The sequence below is a fragment of the Streptomyces sp. NPDC002838 genome, from assembly GCF_040295365.1.
In the GTDB taxonomy this organism is placed as follows: domain Bacteria; phylum Actinomycetota; class Actinomycetes; order Streptomycetales; family Streptomycetaceae; genus Streptomyces.
Genome location: NZ_JBEOVF010000014.1, coordinates 101,307 through 117,445, shown reverse-complemented (window position 1 = coordinate 117,445; position 16,139 = coordinate 101,307). Strand labels below are relative to the sequence as shown.

The 16,139-nt window shown below is 71.0% G+C and carries 16 protein-coding genes; 6 read left to right on the top strand and 10 right to left on the bottom strand.

Annotated elements, in window-relative coordinates; translation table 11 throughout:
* Positions 1 to 380: 380 nt before the first annotated feature.
* The 9 genes from ABT063_RS20020 to ABT063_RS19980 all read right to left on the bottom strand — a co-directional run bounded on the left by ABT063_RS20020 (position 381) and on the right by ABT063_RS19980 (position 9,955).
* Positions 381 to 1,331, bottom strand: a complete 951-nt coding sequence (locus ABT063_RS20020; protein ID WP_351058693.1) for a VWA domain-containing protein — start codon at positions 1,329 to 1,331, stop codon at positions 381 to 383.
* Between the two features lie 37 nt (positions 1,332 to 1,368).
* Positions 1,369 to 2,277 carry a DUF58 domain-containing protein gene (locus ABT063_RS20015; protein ID WP_351058692.1) on the bottom strand — a complete coding sequence of 303 codons (909 nt, stop codon included), beginning with the start codon at positions 2,275 to 2,277 and terminating at the stop codon, positions 1,369 to 1,371.
* The gene (locus tag ABT063_RS20010) at positions 2,274 to 3,296 is read right to left on the bottom strand and encodes an AAA family ATPase (protein WP_351058691.1); all 1,023 of its coding nucleotides are present in this window, start codon (positions 3,294 to 3,296) and stop codon (positions 2,274 to 2,276) included. The genes ABT063_RS20015 and ABT063_RS20010 overlap by 4 nt, the downstream gene beginning before the upstream one ends.
* Before the next feature lie 2 nt (positions 3,297 to 3,298).
* Positions 3,299 to 3,544: a hypothetical protein gene (locus ABT063_RS20005; RefSeq protein WP_351058690.1), complete on the bottom strand. Its 246-nt coding sequence runs from the start codon at positions 3,542 to 3,544 to the stop codon at positions 3,299 to 3,301.
* Positions 3,545 to 3,920: 376 nt separating this feature from the next.
* On the bottom strand, positions 3,921 to 5,453 hold the full coding sequence (locus ABT063_RS20000) for an MFS transporter (protein WP_351058689.1): 1,533 nt from the start codon (positions 5,451 to 5,453) through the stop codon (positions 3,921 to 3,923).
* Entirely contained in the window at positions 5,450 to 6,034 is a 585-nt protein-coding gene (locus ABT063_RS19995; protein ID WP_351058687.1) for a TetR/AcrR family transcriptional regulator, read from the bottom strand. The genes ABT063_RS20000 and ABT063_RS19995 overlap by 4 nt, the downstream gene beginning before the upstream one ends.
* An 82-nt stretch (positions 6,035 to 6,116) precedes the next feature.
* The gene (locus ABT063_RS19990; RefSeq protein WP_351058686.1) at positions 6,117 to 7,088 is read right to left on the bottom strand and encodes an aldo/keto reductase; all 972 of its coding nucleotides are present in this window, start codon (positions 7,086 to 7,088) and stop codon (positions 6,117 to 6,119) included.
* Between the two features lie 159 nt (positions 7,089 to 7,247).
* Entirely contained in the window at positions 7,248 to 8,681 is a 1,434-nt protein-coding gene (gene argH, locus ABT063_RS19985) for an argininosuccinate lyase (protein ID WP_351058685.1), read from the bottom strand.
* 80 nt (positions 8,682 to 8,761) lie between these two features.
* Positions 8,762 to 9,955, bottom strand: a complete 1,194-nt coding sequence (locus tag ABT063_RS19980; protein WP_351058684.1) for an argininosuccinate synthase — start codon at positions 9,953 to 9,955, stop codon at positions 8,762 to 8,764.
* A 198-nt stretch (positions 9,956 to 10,153) separates the two neighbouring features.
* Between ABT063_RS19980 and ABT063_RS19975 the strand changes: the two genes are divergently transcribed.
* The 6 genes from ABT063_RS19975 to ABT063_RS19950 all read left to right on the top strand — a co-directional run bounded on the left by ABT063_RS19975 (position 10,154) and on the right by ABT063_RS19950 (position 15,506).
* A complete protein-coding gene (locus tag ABT063_RS19975) occupies positions 10,154 to 10,999 on the top strand; it encodes a hypothetical protein (RefSeq protein WP_351058683.1) in 846 nt (281 codons plus the stop codon).
* A gap of 148 nt (positions 11,000 to 11,147) precedes the next feature.
* Positions 11,148 to 11,735, top strand: coding sequence for a pyridoxamine 5'-phosphate oxidase family protein (locus tag ABT063_RS19970; RefSeq protein ID WP_351058682.1), 588 nt, complete (start codon positions 11,148 to 11,150; stop codon positions 11,733 to 11,735).
* Positions 11,736 to 11,738: 3 nt separating this feature from the next.
* A complete protein-coding gene (locus ABT063_RS19965) occupies positions 11,739 to 12,434 on the top strand; it encodes a L,D-transpeptidase family protein (protein ID WP_351058681.1) in 696 nt (231 codons plus the stop codon).
* 100 nt (positions 12,435 to 12,534) lie between these two features.
* Positions 12,535 to 13,917, top strand: a complete 1,383-nt coding sequence (locus ABT063_RS19960) for a ferredoxin reductase family protein (protein WP_351058680.1) — start codon at positions 12,535 to 12,537, stop codon at positions 13,915 to 13,917.
* A 28-nt stretch (positions 13,918 to 13,945) separates the two neighbouring features.
* On the top strand, positions 13,946 to 14,713 hold the full coding sequence (locus tag ABT063_RS19955) for an FMN-binding protein (RefSeq protein ID WP_351058679.1): 768 nt from the start codon (positions 13,946 to 13,948) through the stop codon (positions 14,711 to 14,713).
* A complete protein-coding gene (locus tag ABT063_RS19950) occupies positions 14,706 to 15,506 on the top strand; it encodes an FAD:protein FMN transferase (protein WP_502990845.1) in 801 nt (266 codons plus the stop codon). The genes ABT063_RS19955 and ABT063_RS19950 overlap by 8 nt, the downstream gene beginning before the upstream one ends.
* Positions 15,507 to 15,588: 82 nt before the next feature.
* Here ABT063_RS19950 and ABT063_RS19945 read toward each other — a convergent pair whose 3' ends face one another.
* Positions 15,589 to 16,125 carry an arginine repressor gene (locus tag ABT063_RS19945; protein WP_351058678.1) on the bottom strand — a complete coding sequence of 179 codons (537 nt, stop codon included), beginning with the start codon at positions 16,123 to 16,125 and terminating at the stop codon, positions 15,589 to 15,591.
* Positions 16,126 to 16,139 lie beyond the last annotated feature (14 nt).

The window sequence follows — 16,139 nt, the reverse complement described above, 5'->3', positions numbered from 1 at the left end:
CGCCATCGGCCAACGCCTCCGGGCCTGCCGCAGACCGAGCAACGAGCCCGCCGCAGGCCAAGCAACGCGACCCACCGTAGGCCGGGCCACGGGACCCGCCGTAAGCCAAGGAACAGGACCCGCCGCAGGCCCAGCAACGGGACCCGCCATCGGCCAACGCCTCCGGGCCTGCCGCGAATCGAGCAGCGGACCCGCCGCAGGCCGGCGGCCCCGGAACTGCCGTCGGCCGGTAGCGGTGGGTGCGAATGCCGGGGTCCAGGGGCGGAGCCCCTGGCGGGGTCGAAGGGGCAGCGCCCCTGGGGATGGGACGGGTAGGGGCGGCGGGGGCGAGAAACCAGCCGGCGCCCGCGCCACCGCACGGCACCACACCGACCCGCCCCTCATGGCAACCGCGAGAACCACAGCAGCGACGTCGCCGCGGCGACCAGGGCCATGCCGAGGCCGCCTGCCACGAACCACTGCCAGATCTCGCGTTCCTCGGTGCGGTGGCCGACGGAGCTGCCGATGTCCTCGTAGACGGCCTCGAGCTCCTCCCCCGTCGCGGCCTCGTGGTAGTCGCCACCCGTGCGGGAGGCGAGGTTCTCCAGGGCGGGGCCGTCGACGGGGACCTGGAGGAGTCGGCCGTCGCCGAGGTCGACGACCCCGTCCTCGGTGCCGTAGGCGATCGTCGAGACCGGGATCCGGTCGGCGGACGCCTCCGCCGCCGCCGACTCGACCGACCGGCCTACGGTGTTGGAGCCGTCGGACAGCAGCACGATGTGCGCGGGCGGCGGTTCGGTCTCGGCCTGCCGGTCGAGCGCCCGGATGGCGTTGCGCGCGGCGATGACGGCTTCGCCGATCGCCGTGCCCTGGCCCGCGGTGAGCTGTTCGATCGCCGAGCGCAGCACCGCGCGGTCGGTGGTCGGCGGAACCGCGACCGTGGCGTTGCCGCTGAACGTGACCAGCCCGGTGTTGAAGCGTTCGGGCAGCCGGTCGATGAAGGTGAGGGCGGCGCGCTGGGCGGCCACGAACCGGGTCGGTTCGACGTCGGTGGCCTCCATGGACCCGGACGTGTCGAACGCGACCACGATCGTGGCCCGTTCCCGGGGCACCTGGACCTCGGCCGTCGGCCGGGCGAAGCCCAGCACCAGCAGGGCGAGGGTCGCGCAGAACGCGCCCGCCGGGACGTGTCGGCGCCAGCCCGGCCGGCGGGGCGCCACTTTGTCGAGCAGATCGAGGTTGGTGAAGCGGACGGCGTACCGGCCGCGCCTGCGCTGGACCAGCAGATAGGCGCCGATCAGCGCGGCCAGCGGCAACAGGAGCAGCAGCCAGCCCGGTGACCGCAGACCCATGGTTCCTCCCCTCCGTCGCATCCCGCAGTCGCGTGTGTCATGCGGCGCCGCCTCCCCCTCGGCGCCGCTGGTCCTCGACGTACCGGACGACGTCACGGACCCAGTCGCGGTCCGTGTGCAGCCTGAGGTGGGCGGCGCCCGCGCGGCGGATGGACTGTTTGATCAGGGCCCGCTGTTCCAGCGCGGCCTCGGCGTACCGGTCCCGCAACCGCCGTGTGTGCGTGGGCACTTCGCGTCTGCGTCCGGTCTCGGGGTCGACGACGGTGAGCAACCCGACGTCGGGCAGCTCCATCTCGCGCGGGTCGACGGTCTCGACGGCGAGGACCTGGTGGCGGTGGGCCACGGTGCGCAGGGGCTGCTCCCAGCCGGTCTCCAGGAAGTCGGAGACGACGGCGACCAGGCCGCGGGCCGGCAGGACGCGCAGCTCGCGCAGTGCCTCGGCGAGGGTGGAGTCCGCGGCGCCGGGAGCGACGCGCGGGCGGTCCAGGGCGGCCCGCAGGATCGTCAGCAGGTGCCGCCGTCCGGTGCGGGGCGGGATCCGCCGTATGCCCTGCGGCCCGGTGATCTGCGCGCCGAGCCGATTGCCGGCCCGCTCGGTGAGGAAGGCGACGGCCGCCGCCGCGCCCACCGCCAGGTCCCGCTTCTCCATCCGGGCCGTGCCGAAGTCCATGCTCGCGGAGGCGTCGAGGACGATCCAGGTGGTGAGTTCGCGGTCGGCGAGGGTGAGGCGGACGTGCGGGACGGTGGTGCGGGCGGTGGCGTTCCAGTCCATCCGGCGTACGTCGTCGCCGATGACGTACGGCCGGGTCTCCGCGACCTCGCTGCCGGGGCCGGGCAGGAGACCGGGGTGGTCGCCCTGGAGGAGTCCGTCCGGGCGGCGGGTGAAGAGCAGCTCCAGGTGCTTGAGCGCCTGTTCGGGGGTGAGTTCGTGCAGGCTGGGTGTCATGCGACGGCCTCCTCGCCGCCCGCCTCGACGCCGCCCGCCTCGACCTGGCGTGGGCTGATCCGGGGCTGCGGCACGGCCGCGAGCACCTCGTCGACGAGCTCGCCCGGAGTGACACCGTCGGCGAGCGCGTCGAAGGACAGGACCAGGCGGTGGGCGATCACCTCGTGCGCCAAGTCCCTTACGTCGTCGGGGAGTACGTAGCCCCGGCCGCGCAGCAGCGCCAGGGCGCGGGCGGCGGCGATCAGGCCGAGCGTGGCACGCGGGCCCGCGCCGTGCGCCAACCGGCTCTCCGGACCGGCGAGTTCGCGGGTCGAGCAGACCAGTCGTACGGCGTACTCGGCGACCGCGTGGTGCACGAACACCTCGTCGACGGTGCGCTGGAGGGCGACGAGCCCTTCGGGGGTGAGGATGCGGCGCGGCCGGGGCGGGTCGACGCTCATCCGGTAGAGGATGGCGAGTTCTTCGGACTCGCTGGGCGCGGCGATCTCCACCTTGAGCAGAAAGCGGTCCCGCTGGGCCTCGGGGAGCCGGTAGACGCCCTCGGACTCGATGGGGTTCTGGGTGGCGAGGACCAGGAACGGCTCGGGGACGGGGATGGTGGTGCCGCCGATCGAGACCTGGTGCTCGCCCATGACCTCCAGGAGCGCGGACTGCACCTTGGCGGGGGCGCGGTTGATTTCGTCGGCGAGGACGATGTTGGCGATGACCGGCCCCGGTTCGATGTCGAACGCCTCCTGGGAGGGCCGGTAGATACGGGTGCCGGTGATGTCGGAGGGGACGAGGTCGGGGGTGAACTGGAGGCGGGCGAAGCGGCCGCCGACGACATGCGCGAGCGTCTTCGCGGCCAGCGTCTTGGCGACGCCGGGCACGCCTTCGAGCAGGCAGTGGCCGCGGGCCAGGACCGCGGTGAACATCCGTTCCACCATGCGGTCCTGGCCGACGATCACTCGTTTGACCTCGAAGAGGGCCTCTTCGAGGACCTTGTCCTGGGACGTCGGGCCGGCCGGGGCGGTCGACACGGTCACAGCTCCGAGGCGGGATCGCCGGTGCCCGCCGACGGGGTGGCGGAGCCGCCCCCGTCCTTCCACGGGCAGTCCTCGCGGTCCGCCGCACCGCCGCCCGAGGAGTCGCCCTCCTCGACGACGAACCGGACCTGCTCGCGCGGCGTCTTCTCACCGTCGGCGGCGAGCGCCACGCCGCCGCCCGCCAGCCCTGCGGCGGCGATGAACGAGACGGTGACGATCGCCTTCTTCGTACGACGTGTCATGATCGGTGGCTCCTTCGGCCGTGGGGAACGACGCCGGGTACGGAGCCAAGACCATCAGGCGAGGGCGAAAACGGACTTAAAACCGGCGTGAGGAACACGCCGAGCGGCCTCGACGGGCGCGCCCGGCAACCGGTGGACCAGCCCTGTCGGATGCCGGTTCAGCAACGGACTCCGTGGCGTCGGGCCTTAGGGCCCTTCTGATGGATCTCCGCGGCGTCGCGACGCCCGGCACGCACTCTCGCCGCACCGCGCGCACGCACCGGACGCCGGTCCTTCTCCCACGGAGATCCATCAGAAGGGCCCTAGCGCCTGCGCGCCTCCCGCCCGCCCGCCGACGCGACGGCAACCAGAACCGCCCGGCACGCCTGCGGCCGGGTCACGGATGCTCGGCCCCGCCCTCCAGCCGCTGTCCGCGCAGCAGGAACCAGGCCGCCACCGCCGCGGCCAACAGGACCGCCGCGCCCGCGCCCGCCGCGAGCGCCAGGCCGTCGACGAAGGACTGGCGGGCGGCGTCCAGCATCGCCTCGGATGTCTGCGCGGGCAGGCCCACCGACGACTCCACCGCACCCCCCAACGACTCATGCGCCTCGGCCGGGGTGCCCGCCGGGCCGGCGAAGCCGCGGTAGACGCCGGTCACGATCGACCCGAGCAGGGCGATGCCGAGGGCCGCGCCGAGTTCGTACGCCGTTTCGGACACGGCGGACGCGGCGCCCGCCTGCTCCTTGGGCACGCCGGAGAGGATCACGTCCGCGGTCACCGTGAACGAGAAGCCGGCGCCGACGCCGACGACCAGCAGCGCCGCGCCGAGCAGCGGATAGCCCGTGGACTGGTCGATCACGGTGAGAGAGGCCAGCGCGAGGCCGACGGCCGCGAGTCCGCCGGAGACCACGGAGCGGACCGAGAAGCGCCGGGCCGCCGTACCGGCGACCAGACCGGCCACCACCGCGCCCACGGCGGCGGGCAGTTCGGCCAGACCCGCCTCCAACGGCCGCCTGCCCTGAACGAGTTGCAGGTACTGCGAGAGGAAGAACACCAGCCCCGACAACCCGAGGATGGTCAACAGGTCGGCCAGGACCGCGCCGCTGAAGCCGCGGTTGCGGAACAGCCGCATGTCCAGCAGCGGGTTCGGCAGGGTGAGCTGGCGTCGCACGAAGCCGTACAGCGCGCCCGCGCCCAGTAGGCCCGCGGCGAGCGGCTCCCACGTGAAGCCATGGCTGGCGGCCTCCTTGACGGCGTACACGATGCCGATCATGCCGATCAGCGACAGGGCGACGCTCAGCGCGTCCCACGGACCGGGACGAGGATTCCGCGACTCGGGCAGCAGCTTGATGCCGACGAGCACGAGGACCGCCATCACGGGAAGGTTGATCAGGAAGACCGAGCCCCACCAGAAGTGTTCGAGCAGGAAGCCACCCATGATCGGCCCGATCGCCGTGCCCGCGGAAGCGGTCGCGCCCCAGATACCGATCGCGAGGCTGCGCTCGCGCGGGTCGTGGAAGAGGTTGCGGATCAGGGCGAGCGTGGCCGGCATCAGGGTCGCGCCGGCGACGCCGAGCAGCGCCCGGGCGACGATCATCAACTCGGGTGTCGTCGCGTAGGCGTTGAGGACGGATATCGCGCCGAACGCCGTGGCGCCGATGAGCAGGATCCGCTTGCGGCCGATGCGGTCGCCGAGGCTGCCCATGGAGACGAGCAGTCCGGCGATGACGAAGGAGTAGACGTCACCGATCCAGAGGAGCTGGGTGCCCGAGGGCTTCAGGTCCTCGCTGATGTAGGGGGTCGCGAGGCCGAGGACGGTCGCGTCGACGGCCACCAGCAGCACGGCGAGCACGAGGACGGACAGCGCGAGCCAACGGCCGGGGCGCTTCACCGCCTCGGTCGGGTTCGCCGGCTGCAGGGTGCTGGTCATGCTTCCTCTCTCTGTGGTCTCTGTGGCCTTTGTGGTTCGTCTCGTCGCAGTGCGCCGCCGAGCAGCAGCTCGACGGTCATGTGGTGGAAGTCCTTGGGCGCGCCCTTGCCGCTCTGCACCATCCAGGCGCCGGAGGCCAGCAGTCCGTAGAGCGCCTCGGTGAGCCAGGCGGGCGTCAGATCGATGCGGAACTCACCGCTCAGCTGTCCCCGCCGGAACAGGGCCGAGATCCGCTCGTCGAGCAGGGTCCAGCCCGCGTGCAGTTCCTCGCCCTCGAACAGCTGGTTCTCGGTGTAGAGGAAGGCGAGCAGTCCGGCGGCGGGTTCCAGCTCGCGCACGAGCCGCCGTACGGCGTCGCTCGCGGGCCCGTCGTCCAGGCGGGCCGCGTCCAGGGCGGCCTCGCACTCCGCGATGCCGAGCGCCTCCAGCGCCCGGACGAGCGCGTCGCGTCCGGCGAAGTGGCGGTGCAGCGTGGCCCGGCTGATCCCGGCCGCCTTGGCGACCTCGTCCATGGTCGCGGTGGAGTTACGGGTCAGCAGGGCTGCGGCGCTGCGCAGTACGTGGTCACGATCGACGGCCATGAGACAACGATAGCCCATGTGAGACATATGTGTCTCACCACGGGCATGCACGTCTCACAGTGGCCGCGCTCAGCAGGATTTCTCAGTGCCAGGGCAACTGCCCGCGCCGCTCCCAGTAGGCGTGCGGTTCCTCCACGAGCGTGGCGAGCCGGGTCAGCTGGTCCTCGTCGAGGTCGACCACGGCGGCGTGCAGGTTGGAGGCGAGCTGGTTGACGGTGGCGGCGCCGGAGAGGACGACTCCGGCCCACGGCTGACGGAGGACGAGCGCGAGGGCGACCGCGTCACAGCCGAGAGACGTTTCTTCGGCTACGGCCCTCAGCGCGTCCGGCACGTGCGGGTCCGCGAGCCGGCCGTTCGCCATGGCCTCCTTGACGATCACCGTGAGCCCGGCGTCGTGCGCCTCGGCGAGGGCGGGGGCGGCGGAGGTCTCCAGCGCGTTGTACGTCGACTGGACGGTACGGAAGAGGGGCTCGCCGTCGACCGTGACGGCGAGCGCTGCACGGATGGCGTCGGCCTGGTCGGGACCGCTGGTGGAGAAGCCGATGGTGAGGCCCTGCGCGGCGGCCTCGGCCAGCTTCGCGTGGAGTTCCTTGTCGGTGAGGGCCGGGCTGTCCGGGGTCACCGAGTGGATCTGGTAGAGGTCGAGCCGGTCGCCGAGGAGTCCGTCGGTCTCGGCGCGCTGCCGTTCGTACGTCTGGACGCTGTGGTCCTTGACCTCGTGTTCTTCCGCGTCGGTGGTCCAGCCGGCGGTGTAGGTGTAGCCCCACTTGCTGCCCACGACGATGTCCTCGATGTCGGGCCGGGCGTTCAGCCAGTCGGCGAGGAACTCCTCCGAGCGGCCGTAGGAGCGGGCGACGTCGAAGTAGCGGACGCCCTGGGCGTAGGCGGCGTCGAGGAGTTCGTGGGTGCGGGTGCGCAGCGTCGCGACGCTGCGGTCCTCTCCGAGGTCGTGGTCTCGGCCGAGGTTGATGTAGCCGGGGCGGCCGACTGCGGCGAGACCCAAGCCGATGTGGCAGGTGGGCGTCGTGGCGGTCGCGAGACGTGCGAAGGGCATCGCGGGCTCCGTTCGGTCGGCTCCTTGCGGCTCATGACCAACGTAACCCTCGATGACCTTCGACTACCGCCTCGGAGCTCGGTTCCTACGGTGCTTTGGCGAGTGCGGGATCGTTGTGGCTGGTCGTGCAGTTCCCCGCGCCCCCAAGGGGCGCTTCCCTTACCGCTTCTCCTTAGCCGTGGCCCACTCGTGCTGGGCCGCCACGTCCTGCTTGACCTCCGCCAGCTGGACCGCGACCGCGCTGGGCGCCGTACCGCCGCGGCCGTTGCGGGAGGCGAGGGCGCCGTGGACGTTGAGGACGGTCCGCACCTCGGGGGTCAGGTGCGCGGAGATCTTCGCGAACTGCTCGTCCGTCAGCTCGTCGAGCTCCTTGTCCTCGGCCTCGGCGACCTTCACGCACTCGCCGGCCACCTCGTGCGCGACGCGGAACGGCACGCCCTGCTTGACCAGCCACTCGGCGATGTCCGTGGCGAGCGAGAAGCCGGCCGGGGCCAGCTCCTCCATGCGCTCCCGGTTGACGGTCAGGGTGGCGATCATGCCGGTGAAGGCGGGGAGCAGGACCTCCAGCTGGTCGCAGGAGTCGAAGACGGGCTCCTTGTCCTCCTGGAGGTCGCGGTTGTACGCGAGCGGGAGGGCCTTGAGGGTGGCCATGAGGCCGGTCAGGTTCCCGATCAGTCGGCCGGACTTGCCACGCGCCAGCTCGGCGATGTCCGGGTTCTTCTTCTGCGGCATGATCGACGAGCCCGTGGAGAACGCGTCGTGCAGGGTCACGAAGGAGAACTCCTTCGTGTTCCAGATGATGATCTCCTCCGAGATGCGGGAGAGGTTGACGCCGATCATCGCAGTGATGAAGGCGAACTCCGCCACGAAGTCACGGGAGGCCGTGCCGTCGATGGAGTTGCCGGCGCTGCCGTGCTCGAAGCCCAGATCGCGCGCGACCGCCTCCGGGTCCAGGCCGAGGCTGCTGCCCGCGAGGGCGCCCGAGCCGTACGGCGACACGGCCGTCCGCTCGTCCCACTGGCGCAGCCGCTCGGCGTCCCGGGAGAGGGACTGGACGTGGGCCAGGACGTGGTGGGCGAAGAGCACCGGCTGAGCGTGCTGGAGGTGGGTGCGGCCGGGCATCGCCACGTCCGGGTGGGCCTCCGCCAGGCCGATCAGCGCGTCCTGGAGGTCGGCGATCAGGCCGCCGATGATCCGGGCCTGGTCCCGCAGGTACATGCGGAAGAGGGTCGCGACCTGGTCGTTCCTCGACCGGCCGGCGCGCAGCTTGCCGCCGAGGTCCGGGCCGAGGCGCTCCAGCAGGCCGCGCTCCAGGGCGGTGTGGACATCCTCGTCGGCGATGGTGCCGACGAACGAACCGTCGGCGACATCCGCTTCGAGCCGGTCGAGCCCGGCGAGCATCCGGGTCAGCTCGTCGTCCGTGAGGAGCGCCGCCTTGCGCAGCACGCGCGCGTGGGCACGCGAACCGGCGATGTCGTAGGGCGCGAGCCGCCAGTCGAAGTGGACGGACGCGGACAGCTTCGCCAGGGCCTCGGCGGGACCGTCGGCGAAACGGCCGCCCCAGAGCCGTACGTCACCGCTGTTGCTGCTCACTTGCGTTTGCTCCTCAAGAGGTCTGGATGTGCCACCGCCTCCCCACGGCGTGAGTGAGGAGGCGGTCATCACGCTACTGCTTACGCCAGGTCCCGCTTCGCCGCGATCTTCGACGACAGGCTGTAGATGTCGATGAAGCCCTTGGCCGCGGCCTGGTCGAAGGTGTCGCCGGTGTCGTACGTCGCCAGGTTGAAGTCGTACAGCGACGACTGGGAGCGCCGGCCGGTGACGACCGCGCGGCCGCCGTGCAGGGTCATCCGGATGTCGCCGGAGACGTGCTGGTTGGCCTCGTTGACGAAGCCGTCCAGGGCCCGCTTCAGCGGGGAGAACCACTGGCCGTCGTAGACCAGCTCGCCCCAGCGCTGCTCGACCTGCCGCTTGTAGCGGGCCAGTTCACGCTCGACGGTGACGTTCTCCAGCTCCTGGTGGGCGGTGATCAGGGCGATCGCGCCGGGAGCCTCGTACACCTCGCGGGACTTGATGCCGACGAGGCGGTCCTCGACCATGTCGATCCGGCCGATGCCCTGGGCTCCGGCGCGCTCGTTGAGCTGCTGGATGGCCTGCAGGACGGTCACGGGCTTGCCGTCGATGGCGACCGGGACGCCCTCCTTGAAGGTGATGATCACCTCGTCGGGCTCGCGCGGGACGGCCGGGTTCCGGGTGTACTCGTAGATGTCCTCGATCGGGGCGTTCCAGATGTCCTCGAGGAAGCCGGTCTCGACGGCGCGCCCGAAGACGTTCTGGTCGATGGAGTACGGGGACTTCTTGGTGGTCGCGATCGGGAGGCTCTTCTCCTCGCAGAACGCGATGGCCTTGTCGCGGGTCATCGCGTAGTCGCGGACCGGGGCGATGCACTTGAGGTCGGGGGCGAGGGCGACGATGCCCGCCTCGAAGCGGACCTGGTCGTTGCCCTTGCCGGTGCAGCCGTGGGCGACCGTGGTGGCGCCGTGCTTCTTGGCGGCGGCGACGAGGTGCTTGACGATCGTCGGCCGGGAGAGGGCGGAGACCAGCGGGTAGCGGTCCATGTAGAGGGCGTTGGCCTTGATCGCCGGGAGGCAGTACTCGTCGGCGAACTCGTCCTTGGCGTCCGCGACCTCGGCCTCGACGGCGCCGCAGGCGAGCGCGCGCTTGCGGATGACGTCCAGGTCCTCGCCGCCCTGGCCGACGTCGACCGCGACGGCGATGACCTCGGCGCCCGTCTCCTCGGCGATCCAGCCGATGGCGACGGAGGTGTCCAGTCCGCCCGAGTAGGCGAGTACGACGCGCTCGGTCACGGGTTTCTCCTCATAGTGCGTTCACTGGCATGCATGAGTATGCAGGACTCTGCATGATTCGTCAATCGAGGTTCCGGGTGTAGGAAATTTGAAGATCCTTTGAACGCGGGAAACCGCTTACCCGTATCTCACGCCGAACGCAGGCGCCGCGTTTGTCAACCACGACCACGACACCCCTGACCCGAGTGAGGCATCCGCATGTCCAGGGCTCTTCCGAAGTACAACAAGCGTCGCGTCGCGTTCATCGGCGGCGCTGCCGCAGTCGCGCTGTCCGGCACGGCGATCGCCGGCTTCGCCCTCGCCGGGGAGACCTCCAAGAACAACGGGAACAGCGCGCGGACACTGGCGGGCCCCGGCACGATCACCTGCCCGGACGTGAAGTCGAAGCTGCCCGCGGTCCCCGCCTCCGCCAAGGCCGAGGTCGACCGGAACCTGGCCCTCCTCAACACCCAGATCCAGGAAGCCAACAAGCGCCTCGTCGAAACGGTCGGCCAGGGCGGCCCCAACTTCGTCCAGAACGCCATCGTCGGCCCCCTCAAGGACAAGCGCGTCGCCACCGTCAACCGCATCGCCACCGCCATCGGCCGCACCGCCGCCAAGCCCCAGGGCCTGGACTCCCTGGCCGCCTGCACCCTCAACGCGAGCGGCACCAACGCGGGCGGTGCCCAGAACTCCGCCAAGCCCAGTGCGACGGCGCCCCCTCAGCAGCAGACCGGCGGCAACACGGGCAACACCGGCAACCCGAACGCGGCCGGCACGATCACCTGTCCGGACGTGAAGTCGAAGCTCCCCGCGGTCCCCGCCTCCGCCAAGGCCGAGGTCGACCGGAACCTGGCCCTCCTCAACACCCAGATCCAGGAAGCCAACAAGCGCCTCGTCGAAACGGTCGGCCAGGGCGGCCCCAACTTCGTCCAGAACGCCATCGTCGGCCCCCTCAAGGACAAGCGCGTCGCCACCGTCAACCGCATCGCCACCGCCATCGGCCGCACCGCCGCCAAGCCCCAGGGCCTGGACTCCCTGGCCGCCTGCACGCTCACCAAGTGACGTGACAGGCGCTGTGGCCGCCCCGCGTGAGTGCCGGCCGGGGCGGCCACGGACGTCTCAACGGAAGTGGACATCGACAGCGGACGTCGAAGACCGACTTCCGCAATTCCTTAGACAATCGAAAGACTTGCGCTCATAATCGTTAGACATGGGAAAGACTTATGAGCGCATAGACGGCCGGCTCCGCACCTTCATCGAGGAACAGCACCTCTTCTTCACCGCGACGGCTCCCCTGTCCGGTGACGGCACGGTGAACCTCTCCCCCAAGGGCCTCAAGGGCTCCTTCGCGATCCTCGACGAGCTCACCGTCGCCTACCTCGACTTCGCCGGGTCCCACGCGGAGACGATCGCGCACCTGCGGGAGAACGGCCGTATCACCCTCATGTGGTGCGCCTTCCAGGGTCCGCCGAACATCGTCCGCGTGCACGGCCGCGGCGAGCCGGTCTTCCGCGACGACCCGCGCTTCCCCGAACTGCTCGGCCACTTCCCGGACATCGACCCCGCCGCGCACGGGCTGCGCGCGATCATCGTCGTCCGGGCCGAACTCGTCCGTGACTCCTGCGGCTTCGCGGTGCCCTACATGTCGTACGACGGCGACCGCGTACTGCACGCCCAGCGCTTCGCGCGCGAGGACGACGACTCGCTCAGCGAGTACTTCACCAAGAAGGACCACGTCGCCACCAGCCTGGATGGCCTACCCGGGCTGCCGTTGCCGCTTCCGCCGTCTACGGTCTGAAGCATGCGCCCCGCTGTCGTCGCCACCCTGGTGTCCGCGTGCCCGCTCGTGCTCGGTGCCGCGCCCGCCGACGCCCCGCTGCCCGCGCGGATGGCGGACACGGGCGGCGGCGGCCAGCTGATCACGGCGGTGGCCGCGAAGGCCGGCTCGACGTCCGGCACCGTGAACTGGTGGGACCGGCGGGACGGGCGGTGGGTGAAGGCCGGTTCGGCCGCGGCCCGCTTCGGGGCGAAGGGGCTCGTCGCGGGCACCTCGCGGAAGCAGGGCACGAACACGACTCCGACCGGGCTGTACGACCTGCCGTACGCCTTCGGCATCAAGCCGGCGCCGCGCGGGACGGCGTACAAGTACCGGCTCGTGCGCAGGAACTCCTGGTGGTGCCAGGACGACGACTCACGGTCCTACAACCGCTGGACCGAGCCCCGCGCCGCCGACTGCCGGGCCGCCCACGCCGAGCACCTGATCTCCTACGGCACGCGGTACGCGTACGCGCTCGTCATCGGCTTCAACTACGAGCGCCCGGTGCGGGGTCGGGGTGCCGGCATCTTCCTGCATGTCAACGGGCGCGGGGCGACGGCCGGTTGTGTGTCGGTGTCGGCGGACGCCATGCGGCGGATCCTCACATGGGCCGATCCCGGCCGCAATCCGCACCTCGCGATCGGAACGGCGAGCGGGCCGACGGCGATCACCCGGTACTGAACGGCGTACGAGTTCGTACGGCTGAACACACCGGCCTCCTCACACGTATCTCTGGGCCAAGGGACCACGCCACCCCCTTGCTCCCGTTCCCGGAGGAACCGTGACCACCACGCTCGCAGGCGGCCGCGCCGCCCGCCGCCAGACGATGCGCCGCATCCGCCCGCGCCGCTCCCCTGCGACCATCCTGCTGATCGCCGTCTGGGCCGGCGCGGCCGGAGTGCTGTGGCTGTGGTGGGCCAACACCCCGTCCATCAGCGACAACAACGGCAAGATCCTCAACGCGGGCCGGATCACCGGTCTGCTCGCCGGCTACCTCATGGCCCTCGTCGTGCTCCAGATGGCCCGGGTGCCCGCGCTGGAACGCCGGGTGGGCTCCGACCGGGTGGCGCGCTGGCACGCGATGAGCGGTCGCTACACGCTCTGTCTGACCCTCGCCCACGTCTTCCTGATCATGTGGGGCTACGCCCTCCAGGCCGGCAAGGGCCTCGGTGACATCGTCCAGCAGACCATCGACTCCATCAACCAGCTGCCGGACATGGGCAAGGCCGCCATCGGCACCGGTCTGCTGTTCTTCATCGGCCTGATCTCGATCGGCCCGGTCCGCCGCAGGATTCCGTACGACACCTGGTACCACGTGCATCTGCTGACGTACGCGGCGGTGTTCCTGGCGTTCTGGCACCAGCTGACCACCGGTAACGACTTCGCCGTCGAGCCGGTCGCGAAGACCGTCTGGTACGGGCTGTACGGCTCGGTGACGGCGCTGGTGATCTGGTACCGGATCCTCACTCCGATCCGGCTGAACCTGCGGCACCGGATGCGTGTCGAGGCGGTCATCGAGGAGACGCCGGGCATCGTGTCGGTGCTGATCGGCGGGAAGAAGCTGCACCGGATGGGCGCGGAGGCGGGCCAGTTCTTCCGCTGGCGGTTCCTGGCGCCGGGCATGCGGTTCAGCTCCCACCCGTACTCGCTGTCGGCGGCCCCGCGCCCCGACATGCTGCGGATCACGGTGAAGGCGATCGGCGACCACAGCGAACGGCTGCGCGAGCTGACGCCCGGCACCAAGGTGTGGGCCGAGGGCCCGTACGGCGCGCTCACCGCCGCCCGCCGCAGCCGCGGCAAGGTGCTGCTGGTCGCGGGCGGCGTCGGCATCACCCCGATGCGGGCCCTGTTCGAGACGCTGCCCGGCGCGTCCGGCGACATCACCCTGCTCTACCGGGCCAACAGCACCCAGGACCTGGCGCTGTGGGACGAGTTGGCCGCCATCGCCGACGAGCGCGGTGCCCGGCTGATGTACGCGGTCAACAGCCCGGACGGGGAGCGCCCGGACATCTCGGCGGAGCGGCTGCGGCAGAAGCTCCCCGACATCGACAAGCACGACGTCTTCCTGTGCGGGCCGCCCGGATTCGCACAGTCCGTGTACGAAGCACTGCGCGGCGCGGGTGTGCCCGCCCGCCGCATCCATCACGAGTCGTTCGAGATGTGAGCGACGGGATTCAGGAGCTGTTGAAGCGATGAGGAAGAGTCACCCCGTCCGACGTGTCATGCTCGCGACCGCCGCCACCGTCTCCGGCGTCGTGCTGCTGCTGTCGCTGAAGCCGTCGTCCGACCCGGCGTCGGCGGCGGGCGGAGCGGCGAACCAGCCACCGGCACAGGAGTCGGTGCAGGGCGGCGCCCAGCCCGCCGGGACCGGCTCGGTCACCGGGGACGCGGTCCAGACGCAGTACGGCGCCGTCCAGGTCCGGCTGACCGTCGCGGACGGCAAGATCACCAAGGCGGAGGCGGTGCAGGCGCCCAAGGGCGGCGAGAGCGACCAGAAGACCGCCCTCTCCATCCCCAAGCTCAACCAGGCGGCGGTCGCCGCGCAGAGCGCGGACATCGACGCGGTGTCCGGGGCCACGTACACCAGCACCGGCTACAAGCAGTCGCTGCAGTCGGCCATGGACAAGGCGAAGGCCGCGGGCGGGTCGGGGGCGTCCCAGGACCAGGGCTCGGGCAACTCCCAGGCCGCCCGTACCGTCACCGGCTCCGTCTCCCAGACCCAGTACGGCCCGGTCCAGGTCCGTATCACGGTCAGCGGCGGGAAGATCACCAAGGCCGAGGCGGTCCAGGCGCCCAAGGGCGGCGAGAGCGACCAGAAGACCGCCCTCTCCATCCCCAAGCTCAACCAGGCGGCCGTGGCGGCCGGCAGCGCGGACATCGACTCGGTCTCCGGGGCCACGTACACCAGCACCGGGTACAAGGAGTCGCTGCAGTCCGCTCTGGACCAGGCCGGTGGCTGACACGGTGGCCGATTCGGCACAAGCTCCCGCCGCGGTACGTCATGCGGAGGAGGTCATGGGGACGGTCTTCTCCTTTGACGTCCGCGGCGGGGATCCCGACGCGATACAGGCGGCCCTGCGGCAGGCGGTCGCCGACCTGCACCGGGTCGACGAGGTGTTCAGCACCTACCGCGAGCACAGCCAGGTCTCCCGGCTGGCCCGCGGTGAACTGACCGTCGAGGAGTGCGATCCCCTGGTCGCCGAGGCGCTCGAACTGGGCGCCGAGGCGGAGCGGACGAGCGACGGCTGGTTCAGCACGCGCTACGAGGGCCGCCTCGACCCGACCGGCATCGTCAAGGGCTGGGCCGCCGAACGGGCGGCACGACAGCTGGCGGAGGCCGGGGCGAGCGGGGTGAGCGTCAACGGCGGCGGGGACGTGCAGCTGCTGGGCGTGCCTGGGCCGCAGCGGCCGTGGCGGGTGGGAGTCTCGGACCCGTTGCGGCCAGGCGGACTGGCGGCGGTGATCTCGGCGGCGGGCGTCGACGAACTGGCCGTCGCCACGTCCGGCACGGCCGAGCGGGGCACACATATCGTGGACCCCCGCACGGGCCGCTCCGCGGTCACCGACCTGGTGGCGGTGACGGTGGTGGCCCCCCAACTGACGTGGGCGGACTGCTGGGCGACGGCAGCCTTCGCGATGGGTTCACGGGAGGGCCTGCGCTGGCTGGAGTCGCTGCCGGACGTGGAGGCGCTGCTGATCACGGCGGGGGACGAGGTCAGGTGTACAGGGGGCTTGGCGGCTCGACTCGGTTGAGCGCAGGTGCCTTAGGGGCGCGGGGAACTGCGCGACCAGCCACACACAACCCGCAGCCGGCGCACCACAGTCACCACCCCATTCAGTGGCCGTTCTGAGCCAGGCTCAACAAGTGATCCGCCAACGCCTGCCCCCCAACCGGATCCCGGCTGATCAACAACAACGTGTCGTCGCCCGCGATGGTCCCCAGAATGTCGTGCAGCTCAGCCTGATCAATCGCAGAGGCAAGAAACTGAGCCGCACCCGGCGGGGTGCGCAAAACCACGAGATTCGCCGACGCCTCCGCGGAGATCAACAGCTCCGCGGACAGCCGCCGCATCCGCTCCTCCTTCGCCGACTCCCCCAACGGCGCACGAGGGGTCCGGAACCCCCCCTCACTGGGCACCGCATAGATGAGGTCACCGTCGGTGTTACGGATCTTCACCGCGTTCAGCTCGTCCAGATCCCGGGAGAGCGTCGCCTGCGTGACGCTCAACCCGTCGTCGGCGAGCAGCTTCGCCAACTGGCTCTGCGACCTCACCGGCTGCCGATTGAGGATGTCCACGATCCGGCGGTGCCGCGCGGTGCGGGTCTGCGGCACGGCAGGCCCTGCGGTCTCGTGGTCCTGCGCCTGGCTCATCGTCGTCTCATTCC

Coding starts and splice junctions, on each gene's coding strand:
- ABT063_RS19945 (WP_351058678.1), bottom strand. CDS start 16,125: ATGAGCCAGGCGCAGGACCACGAGACCGCAGGGCCTGCCGTGCCGCAG.
- ABT063_RS19975 (WP_351058683.1), top strand. CDS start 10,154: ATGTCCAGGGCTCTTCCGAAGTACAACAAGCGTCGCGTCGCGTTCATC.
- ABT063_RS20015 (WP_351058692.1), bottom strand. CDS start 2,277: ATGACACCCAGCCTGCACGAACTCACCCCCGAACAGGCGCTCAAGCAC.
- ABT063_RS20005 (WP_351058690.1), bottom strand. CDS start 3,544: ATGACACGTCGTACGAAGAAGGCGATCGTCACCGTCTCGTTCATCGCC.
- ABT063_RS19965 (WP_351058681.1), top strand. CDS start 11,739: ATGCGCCCCGCTGTCGTCGCCACCCTGGTGTCCGCGTGCCCGCTCGTG.
- ABT063_RS20020 (WP_351058693.1), bottom strand. CDS start 1,331: ATGGGTCTGCGGTCACCGGGCTGGCTGCTGCTCCTGTTGCCGCTGGCC.
- ABT063_RS19955 (WP_351058679.1), top strand. CDS start 13,946: ATGAGGAAGAGTCACCCCGTCCGACGTGTCATGCTCGCGACCGCCGCC.
- ABT063_RS20000 (WP_351058689.1), bottom strand. CDS start 5,453: ATGACCAGCACCCTGCAGCCGGCGAACCCGACCGAGGCGGTGAAGCGC.
- ABT063_RS19990 (WP_351058686.1), bottom strand. CDS start 7,088: ATGCCCTTCGCACGTCTCGCGACCGCCACGACGCCCACCTGCCACATC.
- ABT063_RS19995 (WP_351058687.1), bottom strand. CDS start 6,034: ATGGCCGTCGATCGTGACCACGTACTGCGCAGCGCCGCAGCCCTGCTG.
- ABT063_RS19970 (WP_351058682.1), top strand. CDS start 11,148: ATGGGAAAGACTTATGAGCGCATAGACGGCCGGCTCCGCACCTTCATC.